At 38.7% G+C, this 26,050-nt stretch carries 27 protein-coding genes; 18 read left to right on the top strand and 9 right to left on the bottom strand.

The genetic code is table 11. The annotated features are described in order from the left end of the window. Positions 1–23: 23 nt before the first annotated feature. The 4 genes from VXM68_RS01700 to VXM68_RS01685 all read right to left on the bottom strand — a co-directional run bounded on the left by VXM68_RS01700 (position 24) and on the right by VXM68_RS01685 (position 3,635). Positions 24–1,016, bottom strand: coding sequence for a hypothetical protein (locus VXM68_RS01700; protein WP_367210257.1), 993 nt, complete (start codon positions 1,014–1,016; stop codon positions 24–26). A 26-nt stretch (positions 1,017–1,042) separates the two neighbouring features. Beyond that, positions 1,043–2,152, bottom strand: coding sequence for a hypothetical protein (locus VXM68_RS01695; protein ID WP_293956711.1), 1,110 nt, complete (start codon positions 2,150–2,152; stop codon positions 1,043–1,045). Positions 2,153–2,162: 10 nt separating this feature from the next. Then, positions 2,163–2,903: a hypothetical protein gene (locus VXM68_RS01690; protein WP_294187496.1), complete on the bottom strand. Its 741-nt coding sequence runs from the start codon at positions 2,901–2,903 to the stop codon at positions 2,163–2,165. A gap of 234 nt (positions 2,904–3,137) precedes the next feature. Continuing rightward, on the bottom strand, positions 3,138–3,635 hold the full coding sequence (locus VXM68_RS01685; RefSeq protein ID WP_293956709.1) for a phosphoheptose isomerase: 498 nt from the start codon (positions 3,633–3,635) through the stop codon (positions 3,138–3,140). Positions 3,636–3,830: 195 nt separating this feature from the next. On the opposite strand from VXM68_RS01685, the gene VXM68_RS01680 reads away from it, so the two are divergent. The 9 genes from VXM68_RS01680 (at position 3,831) to atpG (ending at position 12,037) form a co-directional block, all read left to right on the top strand. Next, positions 3,831–6,056 (top strand): helix-turn-helix domain-containing protein, encoded by a 2,226-nt coding sequence (locus VXM68_RS01680; protein ID WP_367210256.1) that lies wholly within the window; start codon positions 3,831–3,833, stop codon positions 6,054–6,056. A gap of 83 nt (positions 6,057–6,139) precedes the next feature. Then, the gene (locus VXM68_RS01675) at positions 6,140–6,355 is read left to right on the top strand and encodes an AtpZ/AtpI family protein (protein ID WP_209581368.1); all 216 of its coding nucleotides are present in this window, start codon (positions 6,140–6,142) and stop codon (positions 6,353–6,355) included. After that, positions 6,352–6,738, top strand: coding sequence for a hypothetical protein (locus tag VXM68_RS01670; RefSeq protein ID WP_293956705.1), 387 nt, complete (start codon positions 6,352–6,354; stop codon positions 6,736–6,738). Before VXM68_RS01675 ends, VXM68_RS01670 begins: the two co-directional genes overlap by 4 nt. Before the next feature lie 104 nt (positions 6,739–6,842). Beyond that, on the top strand, positions 6,843–8,039 hold the full coding sequence (atpB, locus tag VXM68_RS01665) for a F0F1 ATP synthase subunit A (RefSeq protein ID WP_294187494.1): 1,197 nt from the start codon (positions 6,843–6,845) through the stop codon (positions 8,037–8,039). A 34-nt stretch (positions 8,040–8,073) separates the two neighbouring features. Beyond that, positions 8,074–8,262 carry an ATP synthase F0 subunit C gene (gene atpE / locus VXM68_RS01660; RefSeq protein WP_021188666.1) on the top strand — a complete coding sequence of 63 codons (189 nt, stop codon included), beginning with the start codon at positions 8,074–8,076 and terminating at the stop codon, positions 8,260–8,262. Between the two features lie 96 nt (positions 8,263–8,358). Then, the gene (locus VXM68_RS01655; RefSeq protein WP_367210255.1) at positions 8,359–8,859 is read left to right on the top strand and encodes a F0F1 ATP synthase subunit B; all 501 of its coding nucleotides are present in this window, start codon (positions 8,359–8,361) and stop codon (positions 8,857–8,859) included. 29 nt (positions 8,860–8,888) lie between these two features. Continuing rightward, on the top strand, positions 8,889–9,431 hold the full coding sequence (gene atpH / locus VXM68_RS01650; RefSeq protein ID WP_367210254.1) for an ATP synthase F1 subunit delta: 543 nt from the start codon (positions 8,889–8,891) through the stop codon (positions 9,429–9,431). 54 nt (positions 9,432–9,485) lie between these two features. After that, positions 9,486–11,060 (top strand): F0F1 ATP synthase subunit alpha, encoded by a 1,575-nt coding sequence (gene atpA, locus VXM68_RS01645; protein WP_075994168.1) that lies wholly within the window; start codon positions 9,486–9,488, stop codon positions 11,058–11,060. 77 nt (positions 11,061–11,137) lie between these two features. After that, positions 11,138–12,037, top strand: a complete 900-nt coding sequence (atpG, locus tag VXM68_RS01640) for an ATP synthase F1 subunit gamma (RefSeq protein ID WP_367210253.1) — start codon at positions 11,138–11,140, stop codon at positions 12,035–12,037. 73 nt (positions 12,038–12,110) lie between these two features. Here atpG and VXM68_RS01635 read toward each other — a convergent pair whose 3' ends face one another. After that, positions 12,111–13,157, bottom strand: a complete 1,047-nt coding sequence (locus tag VXM68_RS01635; RefSeq protein WP_367210252.1) for a 3-oxoacyl-ACP synthase III family protein — start codon at positions 13,155–13,157, stop codon at positions 12,111–12,113. Positions 13,158–13,235: 78 nt separating this feature from the next. On the opposite strand from VXM68_RS01635, the gene VXM68_RS01630 reads away from it, so the two are divergent. From VXM68_RS01630 to VXM68_RS01620, 3 genes are all read left to right on the top strand, one after another. Further along, positions 13,236–13,517, top strand: coding sequence for an ATP-dependent Clp protease adaptor ClpS (locus VXM68_RS01630; protein WP_209581393.1), 282 nt, complete (start codon positions 13,236–13,238; stop codon positions 13,515–13,517). Positions 13,518–13,621: 104 nt separating this feature from the next. Then, positions 13,622–16,072 (top strand): TonB-dependent receptor, encoded by a 2,451-nt coding sequence (locus tag VXM68_RS01625; RefSeq protein WP_367210251.1) that lies wholly within the window; start codon positions 13,622–13,624, stop codon positions 16,070–16,072. A gap of 66 nt (positions 16,073–16,138) precedes the next feature. Continuing rightward, positions 16,139–16,948: a DUF1080 domain-containing protein gene (locus VXM68_RS01620; RefSeq protein ID WP_293956697.1), complete on the top strand. Its 810-nt coding sequence runs from the start codon at positions 16,139–16,141 to the stop codon at positions 16,946–16,948. Positions 16,949–16,980: 32 nt separating this feature from the next. Here the strand turns inward: VXM68_RS01620 and VXM68_RS01615 are convergent, their stop codons facing one another. Continuing rightward, positions 16,981–17,685, bottom strand: a complete 705-nt coding sequence (locus tag VXM68_RS01615) for a YjjG family noncanonical pyrimidine nucleotidase (RefSeq protein ID WP_294187485.1) — start codon at positions 17,683–17,685, stop codon at positions 16,981–16,983. Between the two features lie 202 nt (positions 17,686–17,887). Between VXM68_RS01615 and VXM68_RS01610 the strand changes: the two genes are divergently transcribed. From VXM68_RS01610 to VXM68_RS01585, 6 genes are all read left to right on the top strand, one after another. Beyond that, positions 17,888–18,763, top strand: a complete 876-nt coding sequence (locus VXM68_RS01610; RefSeq protein ID WP_209581404.1) for a cell wall metabolism sensor histidine kinase WalK — start codon at positions 17,888–17,890, stop codon at positions 18,761–18,763. Beyond that, positions 18,753–19,460: a response regulator transcription factor gene (locus tag VXM68_RS01605; protein ID WP_070563139.1), complete on the top strand. Its 708-nt coding sequence runs from the start codon at positions 18,753–18,755 to the stop codon at positions 19,458–19,460. The genes VXM68_RS01610 and VXM68_RS01605 overlap by 11 nt, the downstream gene beginning before the upstream one ends. A 10-nt stretch (positions 19,461–19,470) precedes the next feature. Further along, positions 19,471–19,989, top strand: a complete 519-nt coding sequence (locus VXM68_RS01600; RefSeq protein ID WP_367210250.1) for a hypothetical protein — start codon at positions 19,471–19,473, stop codon at positions 19,987–19,989. Beyond that, the gene (gene hemE / locus VXM68_RS01595) at positions 19,989–21,026 is read left to right on the top strand and encodes a uroporphyrinogen decarboxylase (protein ID WP_367210249.1); all 1,038 of its coding nucleotides are present in this window, start codon (positions 19,989–19,991) and stop codon (positions 21,024–21,026) included. The genes VXM68_RS01600 and hemE overlap by 1 nt, the downstream gene beginning before the upstream one ends. A 168-nt stretch (positions 21,027–21,194) precedes the next feature. Continuing rightward, positions 21,195–21,746, top strand: a complete 552-nt coding sequence (gene hemJ, locus VXM68_RS01590) for a protoporphyrinogen oxidase HemJ (RefSeq protein ID WP_209581411.1) — start codon at positions 21,195–21,197, stop codon at positions 21,744–21,746. A 64-nt stretch (positions 21,747–21,810) separates the two neighbouring features. Continuing rightward, the gene (locus VXM68_RS01585; RefSeq protein WP_367210248.1) at positions 21,811–22,704 is read left to right on the top strand and encodes a DUF4476 domain-containing protein; all 894 of its coding nucleotides are present in this window, start codon (positions 21,811–21,813) and stop codon (positions 22,702–22,704) included. Between the two features lie 22 nt (positions 22,705–22,726). Here the strand turns inward: VXM68_RS01585 and VXM68_RS01580 are convergent, their stop codons facing one another. From VXM68_RS01580 to VXM68_RS01570, 3 genes are all read right to left on the bottom strand, one after another. Continuing rightward, entirely contained in the window at positions 22,727–24,160 is a 1,434-nt protein-coding gene (locus tag VXM68_RS01580; RefSeq protein WP_209581415.1) for an NAD-dependent succinate-semialdehyde dehydrogenase, read from the bottom strand. A 75-nt stretch (positions 24,161–24,235) separates the two neighbouring features. Next, positions 24,236–24,631, bottom strand: a complete 396-nt coding sequence (locus VXM68_RS01575) for a DCC1-like thiol-disulfide oxidoreductase family protein (RefSeq protein ID WP_312362851.1) — start codon at positions 24,629–24,631, stop codon at positions 24,236–24,238. Positions 24,632–24,764: 133 nt separating this feature from the next. After that, positions 24,765–25,979, bottom strand: coding sequence for a bifunctional 3,4-dihydroxy-2-butanone-4-phosphate synthase/GTP cyclohydrolase II (locus tag VXM68_RS01570; protein WP_209581423.1), 1,215 nt, complete (start codon positions 25,977–25,979; stop codon positions 24,765–24,767). Between the last annotated feature and the right edge of the window lie 71 nt (positions 25,980–26,050).

Genomic DNA, 26,050 nt, shown 5'->3' with positions numbered 1-26,050 from the left:
TTTTTTTATAGGCTAAAAGGTGCCTATTTGTTTAACGATAGTAGAAATCCAATGGTAAAGTTGGCGTCCCAATCAAAAACAAAGGTATCGCAGTTGGTCGCATCTTTAATTGCTTTATAAATGTTAACACCGCTTTTTGTTTTTATTTTATCAGTGTTGTAGGAAGCTGGGGCATTCAAAACGGTAAAACGTTCTTCACCTTGGCGCGTTTGCGACGCAAGTTCAAATGGAACGCCACCGATGATAAAACAAACTTCTCTTTTATTTTCCGGAATCTTTTCGCCTAATTTTTTTACTTCTGCATAGACAGCATCATCTTTGAGATCTTTTTCATAGTACTTTGCGCCGGGTGCTTCGACAGATTTTGTATCGCCATCGATCCATGAAATTTTTGTATTACCAGACCCGATGTCAACAACAAATGCATTGTCTTCATATGCTTTTGGAAGGACCGATTTCAATGCAAGCTTTCCTTCTTGCTCTGCTGTAACCAAGTTGACCACAAAGCCCATTTTTCTAAGTTCGCTGCTAATGATAGTTGTTTTGGGTTCCTTTTGCGCTCCAGAGCTAATGACGAAATGTATATTTTTCGATTTAACACCTTTATCCAGCATCATGCCGATATAGTCTTTTAATCCTTTGCGAATATCTTCGGTATTTGCCAATCCTTCATAAGCAAAAGATTTTCCAAAATCTTTGGAAACGATTTCCCAACGATTCTCTTTATCCATATTGACGACGAAGGAATTGAACCCAGAGGCGCCCACTTCAACCACTCCTTTGTATTCACCGTCAACAGGCTTTTCAGGTTGATAGTTGAATGATCGAATGTCTTTCGAGCCCGATGAGGGGTTTGAATCCGCATTTTTGTGACTGGTTGAGTCTGTTTGTACAGTAGGGTTAGCATCAAATTTGCCCGATTGCATTGCCCAGTAACCGATTGCCAAAATAGGTAAGGCAATAATAATTGCTTTAATAGGCCATCTTAATCTTGCCCATGTTGATTTTTCTTCCATAATGTTGAAGTAATATAATTTTATAGTTAATCAAGTAATGTAAATCCTTTATCCACTTTCTCTTCGGGCTTGAGCTCATAGCTAGCGTCTGTCATCTGCGTTACATTCAAAACCTTCAGATTGCGCTCGTCTACTTTGCGGATGAATTCTTCTAATTCACCCTGCGTTGGCGCTCCACCGACAGTGATGTTGTTGTTTTGATCCAGGAAATCCAAATTGGACCGGATAGAGGCTATATTTTGGCTAATGGCACCTGTTGCGGCATTCATGGCCTCTTGAAATGCCCAGCCATCTTTGATATTGAACACATCAGCAAGGCCGTCGGTGGCATTCTTCATTTTTTGGGTCGCTTCTAGCTTCTTCGAAATGATGGAAATGCTGCTATCTAAGGTGCTAACATAAATTCGGGCGGCACTTTCATTGTCTTTGAGTACTTCCAATACTTTAGCAAACTGATTGGCATATTGGACATAGCTACGCGCATTTTGCTCTTCTGATTCTCCTTCTTTTCCCAATAGAAAGGCTTTAGTACGCGTTTCCTTAGCATCTCTGGCATAAGCATTTGCTTTTTCTGCGTTATTTTTACTGGCTTCTTCTTTCGATTTTTCGTCGAGATTAGCTGCTTCCGCTGTAAAACGTTTGGCATACGTATATTTTTCTTCCGCAGTCTTTTGTGCTGTTTCACCACTTTGAATCATATCAATACGGACTCCATCGACATTGCTAATTTTTTCCTTTACTCGTTTCAGCGTGTCTTTTGCATCTCTTGACAGCAATTGTAAGGTTTCTATTGGGTTATTTCTAATGATGGATTTTTCACCTTTAAATAGTAGGACGGTTCCCAATCGGTGCAATAGCGAAATGATCTTTGGCGCTAGCAATAATAAGGTAATCAGGATAATACTGAATATCACAAAAAGTATACTTTTTCCGGCATATTCCAGCATAATCGGTAGATATTTGAAAAATGCAAAGGCTCCGCCAAGTAAAAGCGCCCAAAAGAAAACTTTTGATGCAGTCTTTTTTGCTTCTGGAGATTGTAGCTGTGCAGGCAGATGATCGCCCAATACTTGAAATATCGGAAGTTGCGTCTTTATCTCAGCGGGAATGTTAACATACTGATCTTTTCTTTCCATTGATTTATTTTTATGTTATCGATTGATTAATCATACGTAGTGCAGTGTTGATTTCGGTAACAACCTCATCAACGGCCGCGTTGCCGATGTTTATTTTTTGTTCAATATCTTTAATTCTGGGTGCGTACTTTTCATTAATCTGTCCCAAAGCGAGCTGTTTTTTCTGTAGGTCATCTTGCAATTTGGCGATATTCTCCGTTATTGTTTTGATTTCAGTGTTCAGATTTGCAATCTCCATGGTTCGGTCCTGTTCAGTCTTTCTCTTTTCAGCCTGTTTTTGTTCCGATTCTTTGGCAATGGTTTCTTTCAGTTTATTAGCATAATTTGTGCCAGTTGCTACTAGTTTATCCTTAGTTAACGAACTGTCTACAAATTTAAGTGATGTATAAGCCGCTTTGAGTGTGTTTTCCTCCACTTTTCCCATCGCTGCAGCAGCATTCCATACCTCAAAAAAGTCTACCCCTTGTTCATTTAGTTTTTCCAAAATGGCATAGACCTTTAATTTCATTTCTTTAAGGTCGGTAGTTCCATCGTTGGCCGTTATCGGGATTGGAGGAGGTGTTTTGCCAGTTGTTGGCGTAGCAGGAGAATAGGATGGTTCCTTATAAGGGGTGTTTGGAATAGTATTTGGTGCAGGCGCCGATGGCGTTTGTGGGCGCTGGCTTTGCTGGGGTTGATCATCTTCAAAAATTAATTTTTTCAGACTGTTTAATATACCAGATCCTCTTTTAGTGTCGTCGTTGCTCATCATGTCATAGTTGCTTATATCTTTACTAAAATAATAAAAAATACTATTCTCTTCTAATGAATTGCGCTATGGAATAGCTGAAATGGCCACGGGGGTATGAGAGCTTGCAAAGAAGCGACGAAATGCATCTGTAAGGGAGTGAATCAGTTGCTAGGGCATTATGTTTGGGGTAAAAACAAAGATTCCCAATTGTTGATTGGGAATCTTTGTTTTGGCGGTAACGGTCCTGTGGGACTATTACCTGCCAAAATCGTCCTGTACGCGAACGATATCGTCTTCGTCAGAAGGGTTGTTGGCATCTGTATGTTGCCAAATTTCTGCTAAAATACCGAAGCCGTCCAATCCAATTAAACGGTGGCGTTGTCCTTGGCGCAATCGGATTGTTTCGCCTTCTTTCAATGTAGATACAACAGATTCTTCATCTGTGTCAGAAACCATAACCCCTACGTTACCTTGAATAACACGCCAGATTTCAGCACGGCGGTGGTGGTATTGCCAAGATAGTCTTTTATCCGGTGCAACAATTAGAATTTTAGGACTTAATTTTCCGGATATTCTTAATTCTTGCACATCCATTCCGCCGAAATATTCATCGGCAAATTCCTGTGCCTGCGTTTCGTCAATGACGAAAAATCCGCCCCAAGGACGCGCTGCATCTGATTTATCGATACGAAAACCTTTGGAAGTCAGCATTTCCTGTACATTTTCAAACAATGCAATTTTATCTATAGCCATATTACAATTCTAAAAATTTGTTATTCGTTAATTTAGCAGCTAAATATAAAAAAAATCTATTAATAATTTAAGTTAACCGTTTTAGCAATATTTACATACCAACTATAGTTGTTTCTTTGGTCGTGCTCAATAGCTATGTGCCAGGTAAAGTTAAAAATGAAATTGCTAATTTTGTGATCAATCTAATTTCAGGATATGTCAAACTTTCAAGTCGATCGGGAAAATACTGCATTTATGCAGGCTGTTGCTTTCGTTAACCAAACGAATCAAAACGTATTTATCACAGGGAAGGCAGGTACTGGAAAAACGACGTTCTTGAAGTATATCAAGGAGCATAGTTACAAGAAGATGGCGATTACCGCACCTACTGGCGTTGCTGCGATGAACGCAGGCGGAACGACTTTGCACTCTTTGTTTTGGCTTCCTTTTGGAACTTTTATAGAAGATTATGAGTTGCGGTGGGACGAGCAGGATAGTCATATTTACAATAAATCGCGTCTCTTTAGCACGATTAAACTGACGAAGCAACGCCGGGCGATTTTGCAGGAACTTGAACTGTTGGTGATTGACGAGGTGTCGATGGTTCGCGCAGATACATTGGATGCGATTAATGTTATCCTTCAATCTGTTCGTCGCGATATGCGGCCTTTTGGAGGATTGCAGGTGTTGTTTATCGGAGACTTGTACCAGTTGCCACCTGTCGTGAAAGATGCCGAGTGGAATGTATTAAAAGATCATTACTCTTCTGTTTTCTTCTTCAATGCCAAGATATTGAGAGATAATTCGTTGGTAATGTTAGAGCTTAATAAAATCTATCGTCAGCAAGACGAGGGTTTTATTTCCATTTTGAATGCCATACGAAACAACCAGTGTACAAGTGAAATGCTAGCGACCTTAAATGGTTATTATCAACAGGACTTTGTCCCAAATGAAGAGGAGCAGTATATTACATTGACCTCCCATAATCGAAATGCGGATGAAATAAACGGAGCGAAGTTGGCCTCATTATCGGGGAAAATGTTAAATCTTAAAGCTGTTGTCAAAGATGATTTTGCGCAGGGTTCCTACCCCGCTGAAGAAACGTTATCCTTAAAGATAGGGGCACAGGTGATGTTTATTCGAAACGATTCGGGAGATGAGCGTAAATATTACAATGGAAAGATTGGTACGGTAAAGGATATCGATACGGTGCAGGGCACAGTAACGGTTACATTTCCTGATGGCTCTGAATCTGTAACGGTAAAAAGGGAGACCTGGGAGAATATCCGTTATAATTATGATAAGGGACAAGATCAGATTAAAGAGGAGATTTTAGGTACATTCTCACAATTTCCGCTTCGGCTCGCCTGGGCGATCACTATCCATAAAAGTCAGGGATTAACATTTGAAAAAGCAATCATTGATGCGGGTACCTCTTTTGCAGCAGGTCAGGTTTATGTTGCATTGAGCCGTTTAACGAGTTTAGATGGACTTGTATTAAAGTCTATCATTCCTTCTTATGCCATCCGTACCGATTATCAGGTTGTTGAATTTGCACAGCGCGCGCAGGCTCAGCCTGATATCAATTCGATTCTGGAGCAATGCCAACGGAATTACCTTGGTCAGATTTTGATGCACGGATTTCGGTGGGATGGCTTATTGGTGGAGACGTCTGATTTATTGAAGTCGCTTGAAGAACGTAACATTGATGGTAAGGAACAAGCGGTATTGTTTTTTCAGCAACTGGTCAAGCACCTGCAGATGCAAGAGAAAGTTGCCCACAAGTTTATTGTTGTGTTATATGATTTGTTACGTGATAAAAATGCAATTGATTACGATGTTATCTGTGAGCGTTCTACCGCGGCAGTCAATTGGTTTTTGCCAAAAATGGATACCGATCTGATTGATGCGCTGAACAAACATATCGAAGAGTATCAGATACGAAAACGTACCAAGAAATATATTGACGAGTTGAAAGCGCTATTGCTTGATTACAAGCGAAAACGCGAACAGTTGCAGCATTGTCTTCTTATTGCTGCTACACTATCCAAACGGGAAGATTTTCAAACGGCGATGTCGGATGTAGCTGCTCGTGTGAAGACTAAAGAGAAAGATGATTTGGCTGCGCAAACTGCAGATGAAGAAGGACCTAAAAAATTAGATACGAAAGAGATTTCTCTAGAAATGTTTAAGGATGGAATGAGCATTGCTGAAATAGCAGGTAAGCGCGGGATGGTTGCAGGCACGATTTACGGACATTTGATTACCTTTGTAGGGACAGAAGTGGAGGCTACAGAGTTGATCGAGCAGGAGAAGTTGGATCGTATACTAGATGTGATCCGGACAAACCCAGATAAATCATCTTCTGAACTTAAAATGCTTTTGGGGACAGATATCGACTATCCAGATATTAAAATTGGACAAAAAGTTTTGGGATTGTAGGCAATAAGGATTTATGATGTATATTTGTAACAAATATTGTGATGTAGTTTGTTGAGCGTCCATTGATAACCTGACGATTTCTTATGGAAGACAAGAAAGATCCTAACAAGTGGCTTGTGTTGACAACTATTTCGACTCAGATGGTTTTTACCATTTACGTATTTTATTTATTAGGAGATTGGTTGGACGGCAAGTTTCATAGTGATAACCAATTATGGATGAAAATCTGTACCCTTGCTGGGATTGGGATTTCTCTCTACCAGGTCATTAGACAAGTGAATCGATTAAACGATAGATGATAGTATATTTAAAGCAGGCACTTATTTTATTTTTTGTTGCGGTATTGGTATTTGCCCTTCATTTCTTTTTGTTAAAATCTTTTGATGGAATACAAAATCTAGATGATCTACATTTTCCATTGTATGAAATATATGTTTTTCAATTGATTTTATCGATTATTATTATGGCAGGAGTGACTTACTTTTCACAGCAATTTCCACAATATGTCGGTTTTATTTTCTTAGGATTATTGACGTTAAAATTTGTCCTAAATTATCTGTATATCCATAGCGGCCTAGCAAAACCACAGGCCGATATTTTAAAATATAACTATTTGATCGTTGTCGTTTTATTCCTTTTTTACGATGTGGTATTTGCTTATAAGGCTTTAAACAAATCCTAATGGAGAAAACGATAGTTTTTTCAAAAAAATGTAATATTAAAGTAGCTTTTATGCTTTATATGTAGTATTTTCGCAAAAATTTTAAATAACATAATAGTAGTATCGTGAGTCTTAAAAGAACACTTCAATTTTTAGCAGTTATTCTGTTTGCAGTTGCGCCATTTTTAACAAAGGCCGATGAGCATGCACACGGAGAAAAATCGCAGGCTGAGGAAATCAATAGCCATATTGAGCATCACTTACAAGATGATTATTATTTTAGCTTCTTTTCCGATGAAGAGACAGGTAAACACTTTGGCTTTTCATTGCCAGTTATTTTGATTGACAATGGCTTGAAAGTTTTTATGGCTTCTGCATTTGATCACGGTAATAAGGTTGCTGAAGTTGATGGTCAATACTATGCATTATACCATGGCAAAATTTATAAGACCGATGCTACTGGTAATTTAGCTGGTCATGAGTACCGCAAAAATGCCGACGGTAGTTATGTTATGACTGTAAACGAGAATGGAAAGGAAGTGAAAAAGGAATTTGAAACTTCTTATGTTGTCGGTTCTCATGAAATTCACGATGCTGTCGATTTTCATCCTACAGTAGCGATGCCTTTGGATTTCTCGATCACAAAGAGTGTTGTAGGTTTATTTTTGGCTGCATTTTTAATGTTTTGGGCATTTATAAGCTTGGCTAAAACCTATAAAAAGGGTGCTAACAACTTACCTAAAGGTGTAGGACGTGTATTAGAGCCTTTGGTTATCTATGTGCGTGATGAGATGGCAATTCCAAACATCGGTCATCGTTATAAAGAATTTATGCCCTATTTATTGTCTGTATTTTTCTTGATCTGGATTTTGAACTTAGTTGGTTTGACACCACTAGGATTTAATGTGACAGGTAACATTACAGTAACATTATGTTTGGCTCTTTTTACTTTTTTAATTGTAAATATCAAAGCAAACGCAAACTATTGGAAACACATTTTCTGGATGCCGGGTGTTCCTGTTCCGTTTAAATTCGTTTTGGCGCCAATTGAAGTATTGGGTTTGTTTACAAAGCCATTCTCTTTGATGGTTCGTTTGTTTGCAAATATTACAGCTGGTCACACGGTTGTGATGGGATTGATTGCGATTGTTTATTTATTGCAACACCAATTGACAGTAGTGGGTAGTATCGGTGTTTCCATGTTCTTAACAATCTTCTTGATGGTTATTGAGTTATTGGTTGCCTTTTTACAAGCATTTATTTTTACGATGTTGTCATCCTTATTTATCGGTATGGCTGTTGAAGAACATCACGATCATTAATTAGCAAATTTTTTAATTATTCAAATCATACATTATGTACAATTTAATTGGAGCCGGTTTAATCGTTATCGGTGCAGGTTTAGGTTTAGGTAAAATTGGTGGTTCTGCAATGGAAGCTATCGCTCGTCAACCAGAAGCAGCATCTAAAATCCAAACTGCAATGATTATCATTGGTGCCTTACTTGAAGGTTTAGCATTCGGTGCTTTATTATTAGGTAAATAGTCACAACGGTTTTATGATATAACCTGCAACGGTTGGTTGCAGGTTATATTATTCCTGAATCTTAAAAAATAAAAATTATCATTATATAGTATAACAATGGATAAATTAATACATTCGTTTTCGTACGGTTTGTTTTTTTGGATGGTCATCGTCCTTGTCGTTATTATCTTTTTATTAGGTAAATACGCTTGGAAACCAATTGTGGATGCCCTAGACGAACGTGAAAAAGGTATTGCAAGCGCTTTGGAGGCAGCTGAAAAAGCTAAATTGGAAATGGCTCGTTTAACAAATGAAAACGAACAATTACTGAAAGAAGCACGCGCAGAACGCGACGTTATCCTTAAAGAGGCTAAAGAGCTTAAGGATAAGATCGTAGCTGAGGCAAAAACTCAGGCACAGACTGAAGGTGCAAAAATGATTGCTCAAGCGAAAGAGGAGATCAACGAACAAAAGAACAAAGCTTTGGCTGAGGTTAAGTCCCAGGTTTCATCTCTGTCTTTGGATATTGCTCGTAAAGTGTTAAACAAAGAATTTGAGGACCAAGGAAAGCAAGAAGCTTTAGTAGCAGACTTGCTTAATGACGTTAAATTGAACTAATCCGGTCACTCAAATTACGAAATAGAATTATGTCAGTATTTAAAGTAGCATCGAGATATGCGAAGTCATTAATTGACTTGGCAGGCGAGCAAGGCTCACTGGAAACAATCAAGACCGATATGGATTCATTCATTGCGGTTTTGAAATCCAGTACCGAACTGCAAGCTGTTTTGGCCAATCCTATTGTCCCTTTGGATAAAAAGAAAAACGTATTGGATGCGCTATTTAGAGATAAGATCAATCCAAATATCTTGGCGTTCTTTAAGATCATGATCAATAAAGGTCGTGGTGAGATAGTATATGCCACGGCTCAAGAATTTATTCGTGAGTTTAATGAGGTGAAAGGAATTGTGAATGCTACAGTTACATCTGCAGCGCCACTTTCTGAAGCTAATTTGGCGGCGATGAAAGATGTACTTGCAAAAGAAACCAATGCTCAAGTAATATTGGTCAATAAAGTTGATCATAATTTGATCGGTGGTTTTGTGGTCAATATCGGCGATCGCCAGATTGACGCAAGTATTGCTGGTAAGTTGAATAAATTGGAAAGATATTTGAATCAGAATAATTAGTTTTTTCTGAGATTTGAAGTAAAATAAATCAAAAAACCCCTTATAATAATTAAAATGATAGAGGTAAGACCAGATGAAGTTTCGGCAATTCTAAGAGAGCAATTGTCGGGCTTTAAATCAGAAGCCGAACTAGAGGAAGTGGGTACCGTACTTGCTGTGGGTGACGGTATTGCTCGTATTTACGGCTTAACTAAAGTTCAGTCCGGTGAGTTGGTTGAATTTGATAACGGATTACAAGGTATTGTATTAAACTTAGAAGAAGACAACGTTGGGGTTGTACTTTTAGGTCCTTCTGATGAAATCAAAGAAGGAGATACTATTAAGCGTACCAACCGTATTGCATCCATCAAAGTTGGTGAAGGCTTGTTGGGACGTGTTGTAAATACTTTAGGTCAACCAATCGATGGTAAAGGACCTATTCAAGGTGATTTGTATGAAATGCCTATCGAGCGTAAAGCTCCAGGTGTTATCTACCGTCAGCCGGTAACTGAGCCATTACAAACAGGTATCAAAGCGATCGATGCGATGATCCCAGTTGGTCGTGGTCAACGTGAGTTGGTTATTGGTGACCGTCAAACAGGTAAAACAGCTGTTTGTATTGATACAATCTTGAACCAAAAAGAATTCTACGATGCAGGAGAACCTGTATTTTGTATCTACGTTGCCGTAGGTCAAAAGAACTCTACCGTTGCGAATATCGTGCGTACATTGGAAGAGAGAGGTGCTATGGCTTATACAGTAGTTGTTGCTGCATCTGCTGCTGATCCTGCTCCACTTCAGTTCTATGCGCCTATGGCAGGTGCTGCTATCGGCGAATTCTTCCGTGATACAGGCCGTCCGGCATTGATCGTTTATGATGATTTGTCTAAACAAGCGGTAGCTTACCGTGAGGTTTCGTTGTTGTTACGTCGTCCACCGGGCCGCGAAGCATACCCAGGTGACGTATTTTATCTACACAGCCGTTTATTGGAGCGTGCAGCGAAAATAAACTCTTCGGATGATATCGCACGCAACATGAACGATTTACCAGAATCAATCAAACATTTGGTAAAAGGTGGTGGTTCATTAACTGCGCTTCCGATCATCGAAACACAAGCGGGTGACGTTTCTGCTTATATCCCAACCAACGTAATTTCAATTACAGATGGTCAGATCTTCTTGGAGTCTAACTTGTTTAACGCAGGTATCCGTCCAGCGATCAACGTAGGTATCTCTGTTTCTCGTGTAGGTGGTAATGCGCAGATCAAACCGATGAAAAAGGTATCTGGTACACTAAAGTTGGATCAAGCGCAGTACCGTGAATTGGAAGCTTTTGCTAAATTTGGTTCTGATCTAGATGCTGCTACTAAATCTGTCTTGGATAAAGGTGTTCGTAACGTTGAGATCTTGAAACAAGGTCAATACTCTCCGGTTTCTGTTGAGAAGCAAGTTGCAATCATTTATATCGGAACTAAAGGTTTGTTGCGTAACGTTCCTGTAAATAAAGTGAGAGAATTTGAAGAAGAATTCTTGACTCAATTGGAGCAACGTCATCCAGAAGTATTGTCAGCTTTTAAAGCGAATAAGTTCTCCGATGAATTAACTGCAGTATTAGAAACAGTAGCTAAGGATTTAGCATCAAAATATTAATAGTAATGAGTATTTGGTATTGAGTCTATCGATAAGGCTCGATACTCAATACTAGGTACTTAATACTTAAAACAAATATGGCAAATTTAAAAGAAGTAAGAAACCGGATTACCTCAGTATCATCAACACAGCAGATCACGAAAGCTATGAAAATGGTTTCGGCTGCTAAATTGAAACGCGCTACTAACGCTATCTTACAATTGCGACCATATGCGAATAAACTAAGAGATATTTTGGCGGATGTTTCTGCGAGTGTTGAGGGAAGTAATTCTCCTTTTACAGTGGATCGCGAGCCAAATAAGGTGTTGATCGTTGTTGTTTCTTCTAACAGAGGATTGGCCGGAGCATTCAACGCAAATGTTATCAAAGCAACGAATAACTTGATCGCCAACAAATATGCCCAGCAACATGCGAAAGGAAATTTGAGTATCATTGGTATTGGTAAAAAGGGTTATGATTTCTTTTCGAAGCGTAACTTTAATGTGGTAGCTAATCACTCTGATTTGTTTTCTGATTTAAATTTTGGTTCTGTATCCGTGGTGACTGAATTTATCATGGAACAATTCAAAGAAGGTAATTTTGATCGTGTTGAAGTGGTTTATAATCAGTTCAAAAATGCAGCAGTTCAAGAGTTGACTGCAGAGCAGATTTTACCATTATTACCTGTAGAAGAAAACAAACAACATACGCATAAAGCAAAAATAGAAGCTGAGGTGGATTATATTATCGAGCCTTCCAAAGAGAAGATTATCGAGGAGTTGATTCCTAAAGCAATCAAGATTCAATTATACAAAGCTGTTTTAGACTCGAATGCTTCTGAGCATGGAGCACGTATGACAGCGATGGATAAAGCGACAGAAAATGCAGGTGATTTATTAAAGTCATTGAAGCTATCTTATAACCAGGCACGTCAGGCAGCAATTACAACAGAATTGACGGAGATCGTATCTGGTGCAGCAGCATTATCAAACGGATAGTTTTTATTCGGAAACACATAGAAAAAGGTGCTGATCATATCATATGATCAGCACCTTTTTTTAATCAACTAAATTACCATCGAATCAAGGCCGAGCCCCAGGTAAACCCTGCTCCAAAAGCTGCCAAGCATACGAGATCACCTTCTTTAATCTTTCCTTCTTCCCAAGCCTCGCATAGTGCTATCGGTACAGAGGCTGCAGTGGTATTCCCATATTTCTGAATGTTGTTGAATACCTGATCTTCCCTTAATCCGAGAGTTTTCTGTACAAATTGCGAAATGCGAAGATTGGCCTGATGCGGAATCAATAAATCGATATCACTGGTTTTTAAATTATTTTTTGCCAGCGCTTCGTGAATGACCTCAGGAAATTTGACAACAGCTTTTTTGAAGACGGCCTGGCCATCCATATTTGGAAAAGCAGTTCCATCTTCGAGCATCTCTTTGGTCATCAATAATCCGCCCAATTCCTGATCCGGCCATTTGGGCATTTTATCTAGCCAAATTCCACTGGAAGCTCCGGGGTAATACATCGCTAGCTTTTCGGCTTCGGCTCCATCTGAATGTAAGTGCGTGCTCAGGATTCCCTTGCCATTTTCGGTTGTAGGCTGCACAACTACTGCTCCAGCACCATCGCCGAAAATCACTGAAACGGCTCGTCCTCTCGTAGAAAAGTCAAGTGCAAAAGAATGTTTCTCCGAACCAACCACTAATACATTTTTGTACATCCCTGTTTTGACAAATTGATCGGCAATAGAAAGCGCATATATAAAACCAGAACATTGGTTTCTAATATCCAGTGCCCCGACCTCCTTCATCTTCATTTCCCGTTGCAGTAGAACGGCGCAGCCCGGAAAATAATAATCTGGTGATAAGGTGGCAAAGATGATGAAGTCGACATCTTCAGATGTAATATGGGCTCGTTCGATGGCAATTTTAGCCGCTTCGACTCCCATTGTTGTGGTGGTCTCGCCTATTCGGTCGGCATATCTACGTTCTTTAATTCCTGTTCGTTCTTGAATCCATTCGTCACTGGTATCCATAAAGCGTGTGAGATCGTCATTGGTATAGATGTTTTTTGGAACGTAATAGCCAATTCCTGCAATTTTTGACTGTAACATAATAAATTCTGCTAATTGATTGTATTCTTCCCTTTTATAATATCGTTAATTTAGAAAAAAATATTCTATTTTTGCAGCATGGGTACCCAAACTGCTGAAGAAACCTTTACGTTAGAAGAGATATTAGCCTCGGTCAAAGAGTCTAATCGACTCATTTTATGGAATGATGAAACCAATACGTTTGAACATGTGATTCACTGTTTAATTTATCATTTGCAATATACCGAAAAGCAAGCCGAGAAGATTGCCTGGAAAGTACATACTGAAGGAAAATGTGCTGTACTGGAAGGGAGTTATACGGAGATGGAAATCTATCGCAAAATTTTGAAAGCAGAAGGTTTAACTGTCTCTGTAGAATAACTTGCCATTCTTTTGTTACCGTAATAATATGGTTACGCTTCGGTTTTGTCTATAAGTTTTAGTTTTCTTTGTAGATCATAACTATAAACTAAGCTGAAGCTCTCATGTTGTTTAACGCTAAATCGTTTAAATCTTTTTTATTTTTGTTGTTTTCACCTGTTTTTCTTTTTGCTCAAACAGGTCAAATCAAAGCTATTTTAGTCGATAGCGCAACCGCTAAGCCTATATTATCTGCAAGTGCCGCACTCATGGATACGAAAAATAATACCTTTGTCAAAGGCGGACAGTCTGTAGACCAAGGATTTCTCTTGTTATCTGATATTAAACCCGGTAAATACAATATACGTTTTTCCTATGTCGGCTATGAAACAAAATCTATTGATGCTGTAGAGGTCTTAGGAGGAAAGAGTAAAGATCTAGGCCGCATTGCATTGAAGCCCATAGGTAATATCTTGAATGAAGTGGTGGTTGAAGGAAGGGTTCCAGCCATGCAAATTGGTATAGACCGTAAAACGTTCAATGTAGGCGAGAGCTTGGTCAGTGCTGGCGGAACTGCAACAGATGTATTAGCTAATGTTCCAACCCTACAGGTTGATCAGGACGGATCGGTCAGTTTGCGCGGATCAAGTAGCGTAAAAATTTTAATAGATGGACGTGAGTCCGCTTTAGCCGGAAGCGATGTGACATCGTTGCTTCAAAGTCTACCTGCTAATTCAATCGATAAAGTTGAGGTCATTACCAATCCCTCTTCCAAATACGATGCCGAGGGACAGACTGGGATCATCAATATCGTTTTAAAGAAGAATATCAGAACCGGATTAAATGGATCTATCAATACCTCTGCCGGGTCCTATGATAACTACATGGCAGGACTCACCTTGAATTATAGGGATAAAAAGTTTAATTATTTTGGATCTTATAATTTCAACAAACGCCATATGGTTGGAAGCGGTGCCGTTGATAATATCTTTAAAAATAACAATAGTGAGATATCCAATAATTCGGAATCATCAAGAAAGGGTAATAGTCATACGATAAAAGCTGGAGTGGACTATAGTGTTTCCGATAAGACTTCCTTGAGCCTTTCTGGTAATGTGAGCATCAGGGATAATAACCGTGGTGAGGACCTATGGTACCGTTATTTTAATCACCCAACCTTATCTGGCACGAGCACTAGAACATCTCGCCAACTCGAGGATGATTTAGGCTATGAATTTACAATGGATTTTAGACATCAATTTAAGCGATCCGGTGAAGAGCTGACCGCTAATGCAAGCTATGGACGCGATAAGGAAGATGGCACAAATGTTTTTTTACAGGAGTTTAGCTCTGGGACATCTAGCACAGGCCGAAATAATGTCAGTTCGGAAGACGGTAAAAATATCAATATACAAGCGGATTATGTGCTCCCTTTTTCAGAAGATAGTAAATTTGAGGCAGGTTACCGTTCGCAAATCAGAAAGTCATTCGATACTCAATTCTCGGATACGTTGTCGGTAGCTAATGGTAACTATCTGCCAGACTATGGCATCAGCAATGATTTTGATTTTACGTCTACTGTGCATGCCCTCTATGCCAACTACCAAGGGAAACTATCGGATAAAATAGGTTATCAAGTAGGTTTGCGTGCTGAGCAATTTAACTTAAATTCTACTTATTTTTCAAAAGACCCGACTGTTATCGACAAGGAAACTAAGGCCAGTCAAGATTTCTTTCGTCTATATCCAACCTTATTTTTAACATACAATGTTGGTGATGAAGGTGATAAAATCCAATTCAGCTATTCTAGAAGAGTTCAGCGAGCGAGAGGTTGGCAAGTCAATCCATTCTTGAATGTTTCAGATGACATGAACAGACGGCAGGGGAATCCCAACTTGAAGCCTGAAGATGTTCACGGCTTTGAGTTGAGTTTTGCGAAAACATTCGGTAAGGTGAATTTGATTTCTTCTGCGTACTTCAATCATACCAATGAGGTGATGCAGCCTTATGTTTATTTTGTGGACACCTTGAGCAGTGTGACCTACAGCCGTTGGGAGAACTTGACAAGTAGAAATCTCTCCGGATTTGAATTTATTTCTAAAGTCAATGCAACTAAAGATTTTGATTTTACATTCAATCTTAATCTGATCAATATCAATTTTAAGGCGAATGAGGCTTATAATGTTAAAGCATCCAATGGTTTTGCATACAATACCAACTTAACGGCTAATTATCGTTTTACGCCAACGTTTTCAGCGCAAGTTCGTGGTGAATATAACTCTTCGCGGGTGATGGCACAAGGGAAAATGAACGCTATGAAAGGTGTTGATATTGCATTGAAAAAAGATGTGCTAAATAAGAAGGCATCTATTATGTTCAATGTTAGAGATGTATTTAATACTCGGAAAATGCAGGGCTTTACTGAGACACCACAATTGAGTTCTAATTTTGAACACCGTTGGATGAAAAGAATGTTTACTTTGTCGCTTTCCTACCGGTTTGGTAGCCAAGATTTAAACAAATCAAAGAAGAGGGTGTCAAATACAAACGAAGTAGGAGAAGGAGAGGAATATTAAAAAATATTGCTCTTTATAATCCCAAATGCTTAAATTTAATTTTAAAAAAAACTTAAACTAAAAAGAATGAAGGTATTAAAAACAGTTCTTGCGGTATCGGTGATTGCTTTTTCAGCACACCTTAATACGGCCATAGGGCAAACAAAAAAAGAGGTTCCTGCATACAAAATCTTAGATTTACCACGTGTAGATATCAAGAAATTTAAAAAGAATAAGGCTGGAGCTTATGTTATTTTTGATGGTACTTCTATGGACGGCTGGAGAGGCTATGATAAGACTGTCGTCCCTAAACGATGGGTGATTAATGAAGGTGCAATCAAATTTGATAGCCAAGCTAATCTTGGAAAGGAAGAAGGAGGAGATTTGGTATTTGCTCATGATTTCAAAAACTTCGAATTAGAAATGGAATGGAAAGTTGCTAAAGGGGCAAATTCGGGAATTTTCTTTTTAGCCAAGGAGGTGGAGGGCCAGCCGATTTATATATCGTCTCCAGAATGTCAGGTTTTAGATAATGAAAATCATCCTGATGCTAAAATGGGTGTGGACGGAAACCGAAAATCGACATCACTCTACGATATGATCCCGGCCAAGCCGCAGAATGGTAAACCTTTTGGCGAGTGGAATAAGGTGAAGATCAGAGTTAACAATGGAAAAGTAGAGCATTTTCAGAATGGTGTAAAAGTCGTAGAATATACATTGTGGGATAAATCATGGATTGATTTATTGCAAAAGAGTAAATTCAGTGAAGAAAAGTGGCCTTTGGCTTTTGAATTGTTGAGCAATGTTGGTGGCGATACTAAGTCAGGGCTTATTGGTCTCCAGGATCATGGAAATGATGTATGGTTTAGGAATATTACGGTAAAGGTATTAAAATAAGAAAAGCAGCTTTAAGCTGCTTTTCTTATTTTTTAAAGTATCGATTGCAATTCTTTTAAATCGACAATCATATGGGTGACATCTTCCGGCTTCTCGATGTTACCAGGATTAAAGAAAATGGCGTCCATACCGGCATTTACAGCGCCACGTATATCGGCGTCAAGGTTATCTCCAATCATCAATGACTGCTGAGGTTGCGCAAAAGCTGTCGTCATGGCAAATTGAAATATTCGAGGATCCGGTTTGTTTATGCCGACTACCTCTGAAATAAAAATATGTTTGAAATATTTTTTTAAGTCGCTTTTTTCCAATTTTGTTTCACACGCTTCTTTAAATCCATTGGATATCAAGTGAAGATTATAGCTGTCACCTAGATAGGAAAGCGTTTCATGAGCATTTGGAAACAGGTTTGTTTTTTGGGGACAGATAGCGAGATATTCTAATTCGAATTCCTCAGGAAACAATTGGGGATCCACACCGAGTTGTGTAAAGGTATCGGCAAACCGTGCTGTCCTGAGCTCAGGTTTTGAGATCTTTCCATGATGATAAAGTCCCCAAAGCCGATGATTGTTGATTGTATAAGTTTCTATAAAACGGGTGGACGACTCTTGATTAAACAAGCGATCAAACCTGTATTTGAAATATAACTCGTGAAGACTTTCTTCGGCATTTTTATCAAAATCCCAAATCGTATGATCCAGATCGAAGAAAATGTCTGTTTTTCCCTGATTAAACATATGCAAAACTAAAATAAAATCGTCTGAAATACGAAATACTATCCGTTATTTGATTGTTAAATTGGTAGAAAGCCTGTTGCAGTGAAGATAGATTAGGGGTATGGTAATGCTTTATTAATGTTGCATATCGGTTAATTTTCTTCTTTGTGTCATAATCCTTCGGATATTTCCGAATACCTTGTTGAATACCTATTTTTGTCACATGAAGAAAGCGCTGTTACTCTTTTATTTTCTATTGTTTTATGCGGTTATGCAATTGATTTGGTGGGGGGTGATGTTTGTTCGATTTGACCCCAGCAAGCAGAACATGATCATTGGAGAAGGGATTTTCTTCCTAATTATTTTCTTATGGGGAGCATGGCGACTAAAACGACTCGTGGAAAGAGAGCAGAAATTATTGCAGCAACAGCAAAACTTTCTTTTAGCCATTACACATGAACTGAAATCACCTTTGGCTTCGGTCAAACTGTATATTCAAACGATTTTGAGGCGTGATTTGGATAAGGAACAACAGCAGACGTTCTTGCGTAATTCACTAAAGGATATCGAGCGTTTGGATGATTTAGTAGAAAATGTGCTAATGACCACCAAATTGGATAGCCGCAATTATAGTATGCCGAAAGAGGATTTTAATTTTACTTCTTTGGTAGAGCAGATCGTTGACAGGCTGCAAAAGAATTCGTGCAGTTCACAAGTTTTGAAACCTTATTTGGAAGCGGATATTATTATTCATGCTGATAAGTTTGCGATTAGTAATGTGGTCACTAACCTGATTGAAAATGCGATTAAGTATTCACCCGCATGTGCTATGGTGGATGTGAAATTATATACGGAGAATAGTAAAATAATTTTTTCTGTTGCTGACCATGGTATTGGTATCAGCGATGAAGAGAAAAAGCTTATCTTTAATAAGTTTTATCGGGTGGGCAGTGAGGCTACACGGAAAACCAAAGGCACAGGTTTGGGGTTATATATCGTGAAAACCGTGTTGCAGAAACACGACGCGACCATTAAAGTTAAAGATAACACTCCTAAAGGGAGTATTTTTGAAGTAACATTTGAAAGAAATGCAAAGTAAACAAAGAATATTACTTGTCGAAGATGAAGAGCACTTGTTAGAAGCTATCAAGTTAAATCTCGAAATGGAAGGTTACCGTGTCACTACGGCCACCGATGGAAAAAAAGCACTAAAAGTCTTCAAGGAGGAGCGTTTCAACTTGGTTGTCTTGGATGTGATGATTCCGGAAATTGATGGATTTCAAGTTGCTGAAACTATTCGACTGCAAAATACAGAAGTTCCTATTATGTTTTTAACTGCCAAAAATAGCAGTGAGGATCGGATCACCGGTCTTAAGAAAGGAGCAGATGACTATTTGGTGAAACCTTTCAACTTAGAAGAGTTGATTCTGCGTGTTGGAAATTTAGTTCGCCGCGGCATGAAGCCTGATGATTTGAAAGAACTAAATTCTTATCAAATAGGAGATAAAACGATCTATTTCAATTCGTATGAGCTGCATCATGCGGATGGTACGATAACGTCTTTAACGAAAAAGGAAACGATGTTGTTAAAGCTGTTGATCGAAAGACGTAATGAGGCGGTATCAAGGGAGCAAATATTGGAAACCGTGTGGAACTATGATGTTTACCCATCTACACGGACGATCGATAATTTTATCTTGACATTCCGGAAATATTTCGAGCCTGATCAAAAACACCCAATTTATTTTCATTCTATCCGTGGTGTTGGTTATAAGTTTACCGACAATAATGCCTAGGTAATAAGAGATGATGACAATTAAGGCTAGAATAGCCGTTATTTTTATCGCTGTCTTATTTTTGGCCTATGGGGTATATCATGGTCATTATCAGACCGCTGTTTTGATAGCTGGTGGAATAGGCTATTTGATTTGGAGCCATTTCAGAGAAGGGTCTGTTTTCCTGGCAACACAGGCTTTTCACAGACAAGATTATGAGAAAGCAAAAAAAATGCTGGCTGAAATTAAGAACCCCGATGCGTTGCGAAAAGGTAGGCGTAATTTCTATGAATTTATGATGGGAAATATTGCGCTGAAAGAAGAGCGTGTCGATGAAGCGGAATATCATTTCCAGTTAGCATCACGTCTACCTTGGAAAAAAGATAATGAAAAGGGCATGGTTATGATTAATCTAGCAAACATAGCACTTAGAAAGTTTGATTACGAAAGAGCCAGAGCGTATATAGATGTGGCCAATAAATTGCATCTGACGGCTAGACAGAACAGCATTATTACAAAAATAGAAAACGAAATTTCAAAACATTTATAGTGAGTACTACTTTACAAAACGACTTATTGATTAGGGCTGCATTTTCGCAGCAGACAGAGAGACCTCCTGTGTGGATGATGCGTCAAGCTGGGCGCTTTATGAAAGAATATTGGGATATCAAGAATAAATATTCCTTTCTGGAAATGTGCAAAACACCCGAAATAGCCGCTGATGTCACTATGCTTCCAGTTGATTTATTGGGTATTGACGCTGCTATTTTATTTTCTGATATTTTAGTGACTGCCGAAGCAATGGGCGGCGATCTTTCCTTTGAACAAGGTGTAGGACCTCGTTTTTCTAATCCTATTCGTTCTGTAGAGGATGCAGAAGCTTTATCCGTTAACTGTTTGGATAGATTGCAATATGTTGCTGATGCAATAAAGGTCATTCAGCAACGTCTTGATAGCCGTATTCCTTTGATTGGATTTGCAGGAGCACCGTTTACAATTTTAAGTTATTTGGTGGAAGGCGGTTCTTCAAAAGATTTTAAGTTAACAAAATTGATGTTGAATAATCAGCCTGAGTTGGCACATATGATTCTTCAAAAGATCGCCGATGTTACTGTTGACTATCTGAACATGCAGATCGATGCAGGTGTTAATGCGATTCAACTATTTGATAGTTGGGCTTTGGCCTTATCATGGAATGATTACCGTGATTTCTCACATTATTATAATAAACAGATTATCTCAAGATTAAACCGTCAAAACATTCCAGTGATTTCATTTTGTAAGGGGTCGTCTGTTTTTGCACCGATGATGGTCGAAGCGCAACCTGATGTGATATCTATTGATTGGAATGCAGATTTAAAAAATATAAAACAATCCCTACCACAGGGGATCGCTGTCCAAGGAAATTTAGATCCATTTGTTTTGTATGCTGATAAGGCCGTAATCAAAAGGAAGATTACAGAACTGTTTGAACGTATGCGAGGTGAAAATGGGTTTATCTTTAATTTGGGGCATGGTATTATGCCAGACATCCCATTTGACAATGTAAAATATGCCATTGAAGTAGTGAAAGAATTTCGCTATTAAGTATGGTCTCTTAAATTATATAGAACGACTTGCGAAAGCGAGTCGTTTTTTTTTGCGCCAGGTCTGACCTCACGCGTGGATAGTCTACTTTTGTATATTGGATGTAACATTTATACAAATCATAGTTGTTGGTGACAATTGCTCTTAACTTTTCTTAATTTTGTAATTATGATCTATTTATATGCAAAAGCTGTTCACATTATCTTTGTAGTATGTTGGATGGCTGGATTGTTCTATATTGTCCGACTCTTCATCTACCATACGGAAGCTAAATCTAGGCCTGCGGAAGAATATGGAATTTTGCATAGACAGTTTACTGTAATGGAAAGTAAGTTGTGGTGGATTATAACCACTCCAGCAATGTACCTCACTGTAGTCGCAGCACTTGTTATGCTTTATATGAATCCGGGTTTGCTGAAGATGGGCTGGATGCATGTCAAGCTCACTTTCGTTTTAGGATTGATACTTTATCATTTCTCCTGCCAGCGTATTATGTTTCAACTACAAAGTGAGTCGTCCAATTGGTCTTCAACAAAATTGAGGCTATGGAATGAACTCGCTACCGTTTTACTATTTGCGATCGTTTTTACAGTAGTTTTAAAATCGGCCCTGAATTGGATATTCGGCGTTTTGGGACTGTTAATTTTATCAGTTGCGCTGATGATGGCTGTAAAGCTTTATAAAAAGTATCGCAACAAAAATGTTGGGCGAAAAAGTTAAATGCTACACTTTCTTAATCCTTTGTAATTCTTGAGAGTCGAAGGATTATAAATAGCATAGGATTATGTATAGAAAAATTCTAATTATGCTCTTGTTGCTGATTGTAGCAGTAGCAGGTTTTGCGCAACGGTACAGGTCTTTGGGCGGTACATTAAATATCTACTCTGCAGATGTACCCTTTTTCCTTTATATTAATGACATTTTGTATAATAATAGAGCTTCAAGCGATGTCAAAATATCTCATTTGAAGAATAGGAGTTATAATTTGCGTATTGTGTTTGCCGATCGGCAGCGCCGCACATTAAATGGCACCGGAATACAACTTGTCGATAGAAATGGGCAATTTATGGACGTTGTATTTTCTGTCAGTAACAGAAGAGGAAACAAGGGGATTATTTTAGAATCCATGCAACCTATTGATCGTTATGGCAATAGTAATTATCGTAACGATTTACGTTATGATAATCAGGATAGCTATAACGATGAACAGTATGATGAACCATATAGACAATCGGAAAGTCGTGGCGAATTGCCGGCCTATAATCGCAATGGCTATGATCATGACTGGAGCAATGATCAAAAGAGGCAGCCGGAGGAATCCGAAATTTATCGTAATGGGATAGATCGCCCTTATGGAAATGCTAAAGATGAAGGAAATGGTCAACCGGATAAAGAAGTATTCCTTAAAACAGATTCTAACCGATTGAATGACCTATTGAATCAGAAAGAAAATGATCAGGATAAACTCGCGTTAGCTGCTCGGGAGTTACAAAACATGCAACTTCGTGTTTCCGAAATTGCCGATTTAATGGAATTGTTTATACGGGATGATAATAAGCTCACCTTTGCTAAATATGCTTATCCAACTTGTTTGGATAAGCAGAATTATGAGCAAGTAGGGGAGGCCTTATCATTTAGTTCAACCCGTGAAAAGCTTTTGGATTTTCTAAAAAAATAAAAAGGAGCAATTTGCTCCTTTTTTATTCTCCGCCGAAACAGATATATTTTAATTCCATATATTCATCTAAGCCATGTCTTGATCCTTCACGACCGACTCCCGATTGTTTTACCCCACCAAAAGGTGCTGCCGCATTTGAAATAAGACCTGTATTGACACCGACCATACCGGCTTCAAGTTGCTCAGCTACCCGGAAACAGCGATTGACATTTGTACTATAGAAATAAGAGGCAAGACCAAATTCAGTATTGTTGGCCATCGCTATGCCATCTTCTTCTGTTTTAAAGCTAAAAAGGGCACAGACTGGGCCAAAGGTCTCCTCTCTGAATATAAGTGCTTCTTTTGGAATGTTCGTCAGCACAGTAGGCTGGAAAAATAGGCCTTTCATTACATTACCTCCAGTAGCCAATTCGGCACCGTGATTTATGGCATCCTGTACATGATGTTGTACTTTTTCTAAGCCTTTTGCATTGATGAGTGGGCCGACCTGGACACCTTTATCAAGTCCATTGCCAACCTTTAGTTTACTAACGGACTGGGTAAGTTTCATTGAAAACTCATCGTAAACATCTTCTTGAACAAGAAATCTATTAATCGATACACATGTCTGCCCGGAATTTCTAAATTTACCGGCGAGAGCACCTTCTACAGCAGCATCAATATCAGCATCGTTAAAAACTAGGAATGGGGCATTACCGCCAAGCTCCATTGATACTTTTTTGATGTTCGAGGCTGATTGTTCTATAAGCGTTTTTCCTACTTCCGTAGATCCTGTGAAAGAAAGCTTTCTCACCAGATCGTTCGTCGCTAATTCTCTTCCTATCCCGGAGCTATCCTTTCCTGTAATGACATTAATCACCCCCTTGGGAACGCCTGCCTCTTCAGCAAGTTTCGCTAATGCGATCGCTGAAAACGGTGTTTGTGAAGCTGGTTTGAGTACCACTGTGCAACCAGCGGCCAAAGCAGGCGCCACTTTACGGGTTACCATCGCTATAGGGAAATTCCAGGGTGTAATTGCCGCGACTACACCTACACCCTGTTTAATTGTCATCATCCTGCTACCTTTCTTCTGGGAAGGTATCGTTTCACCGTAGGTTCTTTTTGCTTCTTCTGAAAACCACGCTACGAAAGAACTGCCATAATCCACTTCAACTTTAGATTCGCTTAGTGGTTTCCCACTTTCCAACGTCATGATTTCTGCAAGATCGTCCTTATGCTCTTGAATTAGATTGTACCATTTACGGATGATATCAGAACGTTCCACTACAGTTGTATTTTTCCAGCTTTTCCAAGCTTTGTGAGCAGCATCTATTGCCTTACTGCAATCTGCCACTTTCAAATCGGGTAATGAAGCGATAATCTTTCCTGTAGCAGGATTTATTACGTCAAAAGTGTGTTTTGATGTAATAAATTTCCCATTGATATAAGCATTCTCAATTAAAAGTTTATTTTTCATCGATGTAAATTTTATTGTTACAAGTATAGTTTAAACACCTCAAACTGAAATTCTGTTCAATAATTTATTTCACGTTCAAATGAATCTTTCTCTTTCAGCTTTTGAAGGTATCTTACAAGACTCATTTTTGCCAAACCATTGATAACGGTTTTTAGCAAAATAGTCATAAAGCGCATCTCTCCATCCAATGGGTAAAATCTTCAGTAAATAACATATGGTGTAGGGGAAACCCAATTGCTTAATGATTTTAAGAATAGCTTCACTTTTGATAAAACTACCTTCAGAAGATAAATAAACGATTGAATCAATGTCTTTAGGGATGTTTTTAAGCGTGGTCCTACTAAATTCAGACTGAAGGGAACTAAATAAGAATTTCTTTTTACGATCTATTCTTAATAGCATTTGAACAAAGCGATTACAAATCAAGCAATCCCCATCAAAAAAGATGATATGTTTTCTTTGTTGTTCCATATGTTGAAGTTACTGCTATTTATTGATAGTACTGCCATGAAAGGATCATAAAAAGGCAGGAGCTACTATGACAAGGGCGTATATGAGTGAAAAAAGCGGTACTTTTTGAGATACCGCTTTTTCGAGATTGTTCTTATAAATTTTTCATGATCGTATGCCCCATACGATCCCGTTTGGTTTTTAGATATTCTTCGTTAAATGGATTTGCCGTTATTTCAATAGGTACATTTTCTACAACTTCAAGACCATAACCTACCAAACCCGCGCGTTTCGTAGGGTTGTTTGACATAAGGCGCATTTTTGTGACCCCCAGATTTCTTAAGATCTGTGCACCTACACCATAGTCTCTTAAATCGGCCTTAAATCCTAACTGTACATTAGCATCTACTGTGTCCAATCCATTTTCTTGCAATTTGTATGCGTGTAATTTATTGATCAGTCCGATACCTCGTCCTTCCTGATTCATATACACAATGACACCTTTACCTTCCTGCTGGATCATTTCCATGGCTTTATGCAGCTGCGGGCCACAATCGCATCGGCAAGACCCAAAAATATCTCCTGTAACACAAGAACTATGCACACGTACTAAAATAGGCTCGTCTTCATTCCAGTCTCCTTTGTAAAGCGCTAAATGCTGTTCGCCAGTATCTTTCTGCGTAAAAGCTTTCATTTTAAAATCACCATATTGTGTTGGCATATTAACGGTGACTTCTTCATTGATCAGCGAGTCGTGTTTAAGGCGGTACTCGATCAGATCTTCAATACTTACGATCTTTAAATCGAATTTTTTAGCAACTTCCAGAAGTTCGGGAAGCCTAGCCATTTCGCCGTCTTCTTTTAAAATCTCAACCAATACACCTGCAGGTTCAAATCCTGCTAATCGAGCCAGGTCAACTGAAGCCTCTGTATGACCAGTACGACGTAATACGCCGCCATCTTTTGCTATTAAGGGAAAAATATGACCTGGCCTACCTAATTCTTCGTAATGAATATTAGGATCAATCATTGCTTTAATTGTTTTCGAACGGTCTGACGCTGAAATTCCTGTAGTACAACCATATCCCTGCAGGTCAATGGAAACAGTAAAGTTAGTTTCGTATACTGCTGTATTTTGCCCTACCATGAGATCAAGGTGTAATGCATCTGCCCTTTCTTTCGTTATCGGAGCACATACCAATCCGCGCCCGTGAGTAGCCATAAAGTTTATGATTTCAGGAGTGGCATTGCGAGCAGCAGTGACAAAGTCTCCTTCATTTTCGCGGTCTTCGTCATCCACTACGATTACTACTTTTCCTGCTTGTATATCAGCGATCGCTTCTTCGATCGTGTTTAATTTGAAATCCATTTATTGATATATTGTAATTGATACAAAGTTAGTGTAGAATCTAAATTTATTTATAATAGCCCTGTCACAAT

This window comes from Sphingobacterium sp. R2 (genome assembly GCF_040760075.1).
Lineage (GTDB): Bacteria > Bacteroidota > Bacteroidia > Sphingobacteriales > Sphingobacteriaceae > Sphingobacterium.
The sequence above is the reverse complement of the archived record's forward strand: the minus strand, read 5'-3'. Positions and strand labels throughout refer to the sequence as shown.

What these genes read in the sequence shown, in the direction of transcription:
- VXM68_RS01700 (WP_367210257.1), bottom strand. Translation starts at nt 1,016, where the DNA reads ATGGAAGAAAAATCAACATGGGCAAGATTAAGATGGCCTATTAAAGCA.
- VXM68_RS01695 (WP_293956711.1), bottom strand. Translation starts at nt 2,152, where the DNA reads ATGGAAAGAAAAGATCAGTATGTTAACATTCCCGCTGAGATAAAGACG.
- VXM68_RS01690 (WP_294187496.1), bottom strand. Translation starts at nt 2,903, where the DNA reads ATGATGAGCAACGACGACACTAAAAGAGGATCTGGTATATTAAACAGT.
- VXM68_RS01685 (WP_293956709.1), bottom strand. Translation starts at nt 3,635, where the DNA reads ATGGCTATAGATAAAATTGCATTGTTTGAAAATGTACAGGAAATGCTG.
- VXM68_RS01680 (WP_367210256.1), top strand. Translation starts at nt 3,831, where the DNA reads ATGTCAAACTTTCAAGTCGATCGGGAAAATACTGCATTTATGCAGGCT.
- VXM68_RS01675 (WP_209581368.1), top strand. Translation starts at nt 6,140, where the DNA reads ATGGAAGACAAGAAAGATCCTAACAAGTGGCTTGTGTTGACAACTATT.
- VXM68_RS01670 (WP_293956705.1), top strand. Translation starts at nt 6,352, where the DNA reads ATGATAGTATATTTAAAGCAGGCACTTATTTTATTTTTTGTTGCGGTA.
- atpE (WP_021188666.1), top strand. Translation starts at nt 8,074, where the DNA reads ATGTACAATTTAATTGGAGCCGGTTTAATCGTTATCGGTGCAGGTTTA.
- VXM68_RS01655 (WP_367210255.1), top strand. Translation starts at nt 8,359, where the DNA reads ATGGATAAATTAATACATTCGTTTTCGTACGGTTTGTTTTTTTGGATG.
- atpH (WP_367210254.1), top strand. Translation starts at nt 8,889, where the DNA reads ATGTCAGTATTTAAAGTAGCATCGAGATATGCGAAGTCATTAATTGAC.
- atpA (WP_075994168.1), top strand. Translation starts at nt 9,486, where the DNA reads ATGATAGAGGTAAGACCAGATGAAGTTTCGGCAATTCTAAGAGAGCAA.
- atpG (WP_367210253.1), top strand. Translation starts at nt 11,138, where the DNA reads ATGGCAAATTTAAAAGAAGTAAGAAACCGGATTACCTCAGTATCATCA.
- VXM68_RS01635 (WP_367210252.1), bottom strand. Translation starts at nt 13,157, where the DNA reads ATGTTACAGTCAAAAATTGCAGGAATTGGCTATTACGTTCCAAAAAAC.
- VXM68_RS01630 (WP_209581393.1), top strand. Translation starts at nt 13,236, where the DNA reads ATGGGTACCCAAACTGCTGAAGAAACCTTTACGTTAGAAGAGATATTA.
- VXM68_RS01625 (WP_367210251.1), top strand. Translation starts at nt 13,622, where the DNA reads ATGTTGTTTAACGCTAAATCGTTTAAATCTTTTTTATTTTTGTTGTTT.
- VXM68_RS01620 (WP_293956697.1), top strand. Translation starts at nt 16,139, where the DNA reads ATGAAGGTATTAAAAACAGTTCTTGCGGTATCGGTGATTGCTTTTTCA.
- VXM68_RS01615 (WP_294187485.1), bottom strand. Translation starts at nt 17,685, where the DNA reads ATGTTTAATCAGGGAAAAACAGACATTTTCTTCGATCTGGATCATACG.
- VXM68_RS01610 (WP_209581404.1), top strand. Translation starts at nt 17,888, where the DNA reads ATGAAGAAAGCGCTGTTACTCTTTTATTTTCTATTGTTTTATGCGGTT.
- VXM68_RS01605 (WP_070563139.1), top strand. Translation starts at nt 18,753, where the DNA reads ATGCAAAGTAAACAAAGAATATTACTTGTCGAAGATGAAGAGCACTTG.
- VXM68_RS01600 (WP_367210250.1), top strand. Translation starts at nt 19,471, where the DNA reads ATGATGACAATTAAGGCTAGAATAGCCGTTATTTTTATCGCTGTCTTA.
- hemJ (WP_209581411.1), top strand. Translation starts at nt 21,195, where the DNA reads ATGATCTATTTATATGCAAAAGCTGTTCACATTATCTTTGTAGTATGT.
- VXM68_RS01585 (WP_367210248.1), top strand. Translation starts at nt 21,811, where the DNA reads ATGTATAGAAAAATTCTAATTATGCTCTTGTTGCTGATTGTAGCAGTA.
- VXM68_RS01580 (WP_209581415.1), bottom strand. Translation starts at nt 24,160, where the DNA reads ATGAAAAATAAACTTTTAATTGAGAATGCTTATATCAATGGGAAATTT.
- VXM68_RS01575 (WP_312362851.1), bottom strand. Translation starts at nt 24,631, where the DNA reads ATGGAACAACAAAGAAAACATATCATCTTTTTTGATGGGGATTGCTTG.
- VXM68_RS01570 (WP_209581423.1), bottom strand. Translation starts at nt 25,979, where the DNA reads ATGGATTTCAAATTAAACACGATCGAAGAAGCGATCGCTGATATACAA.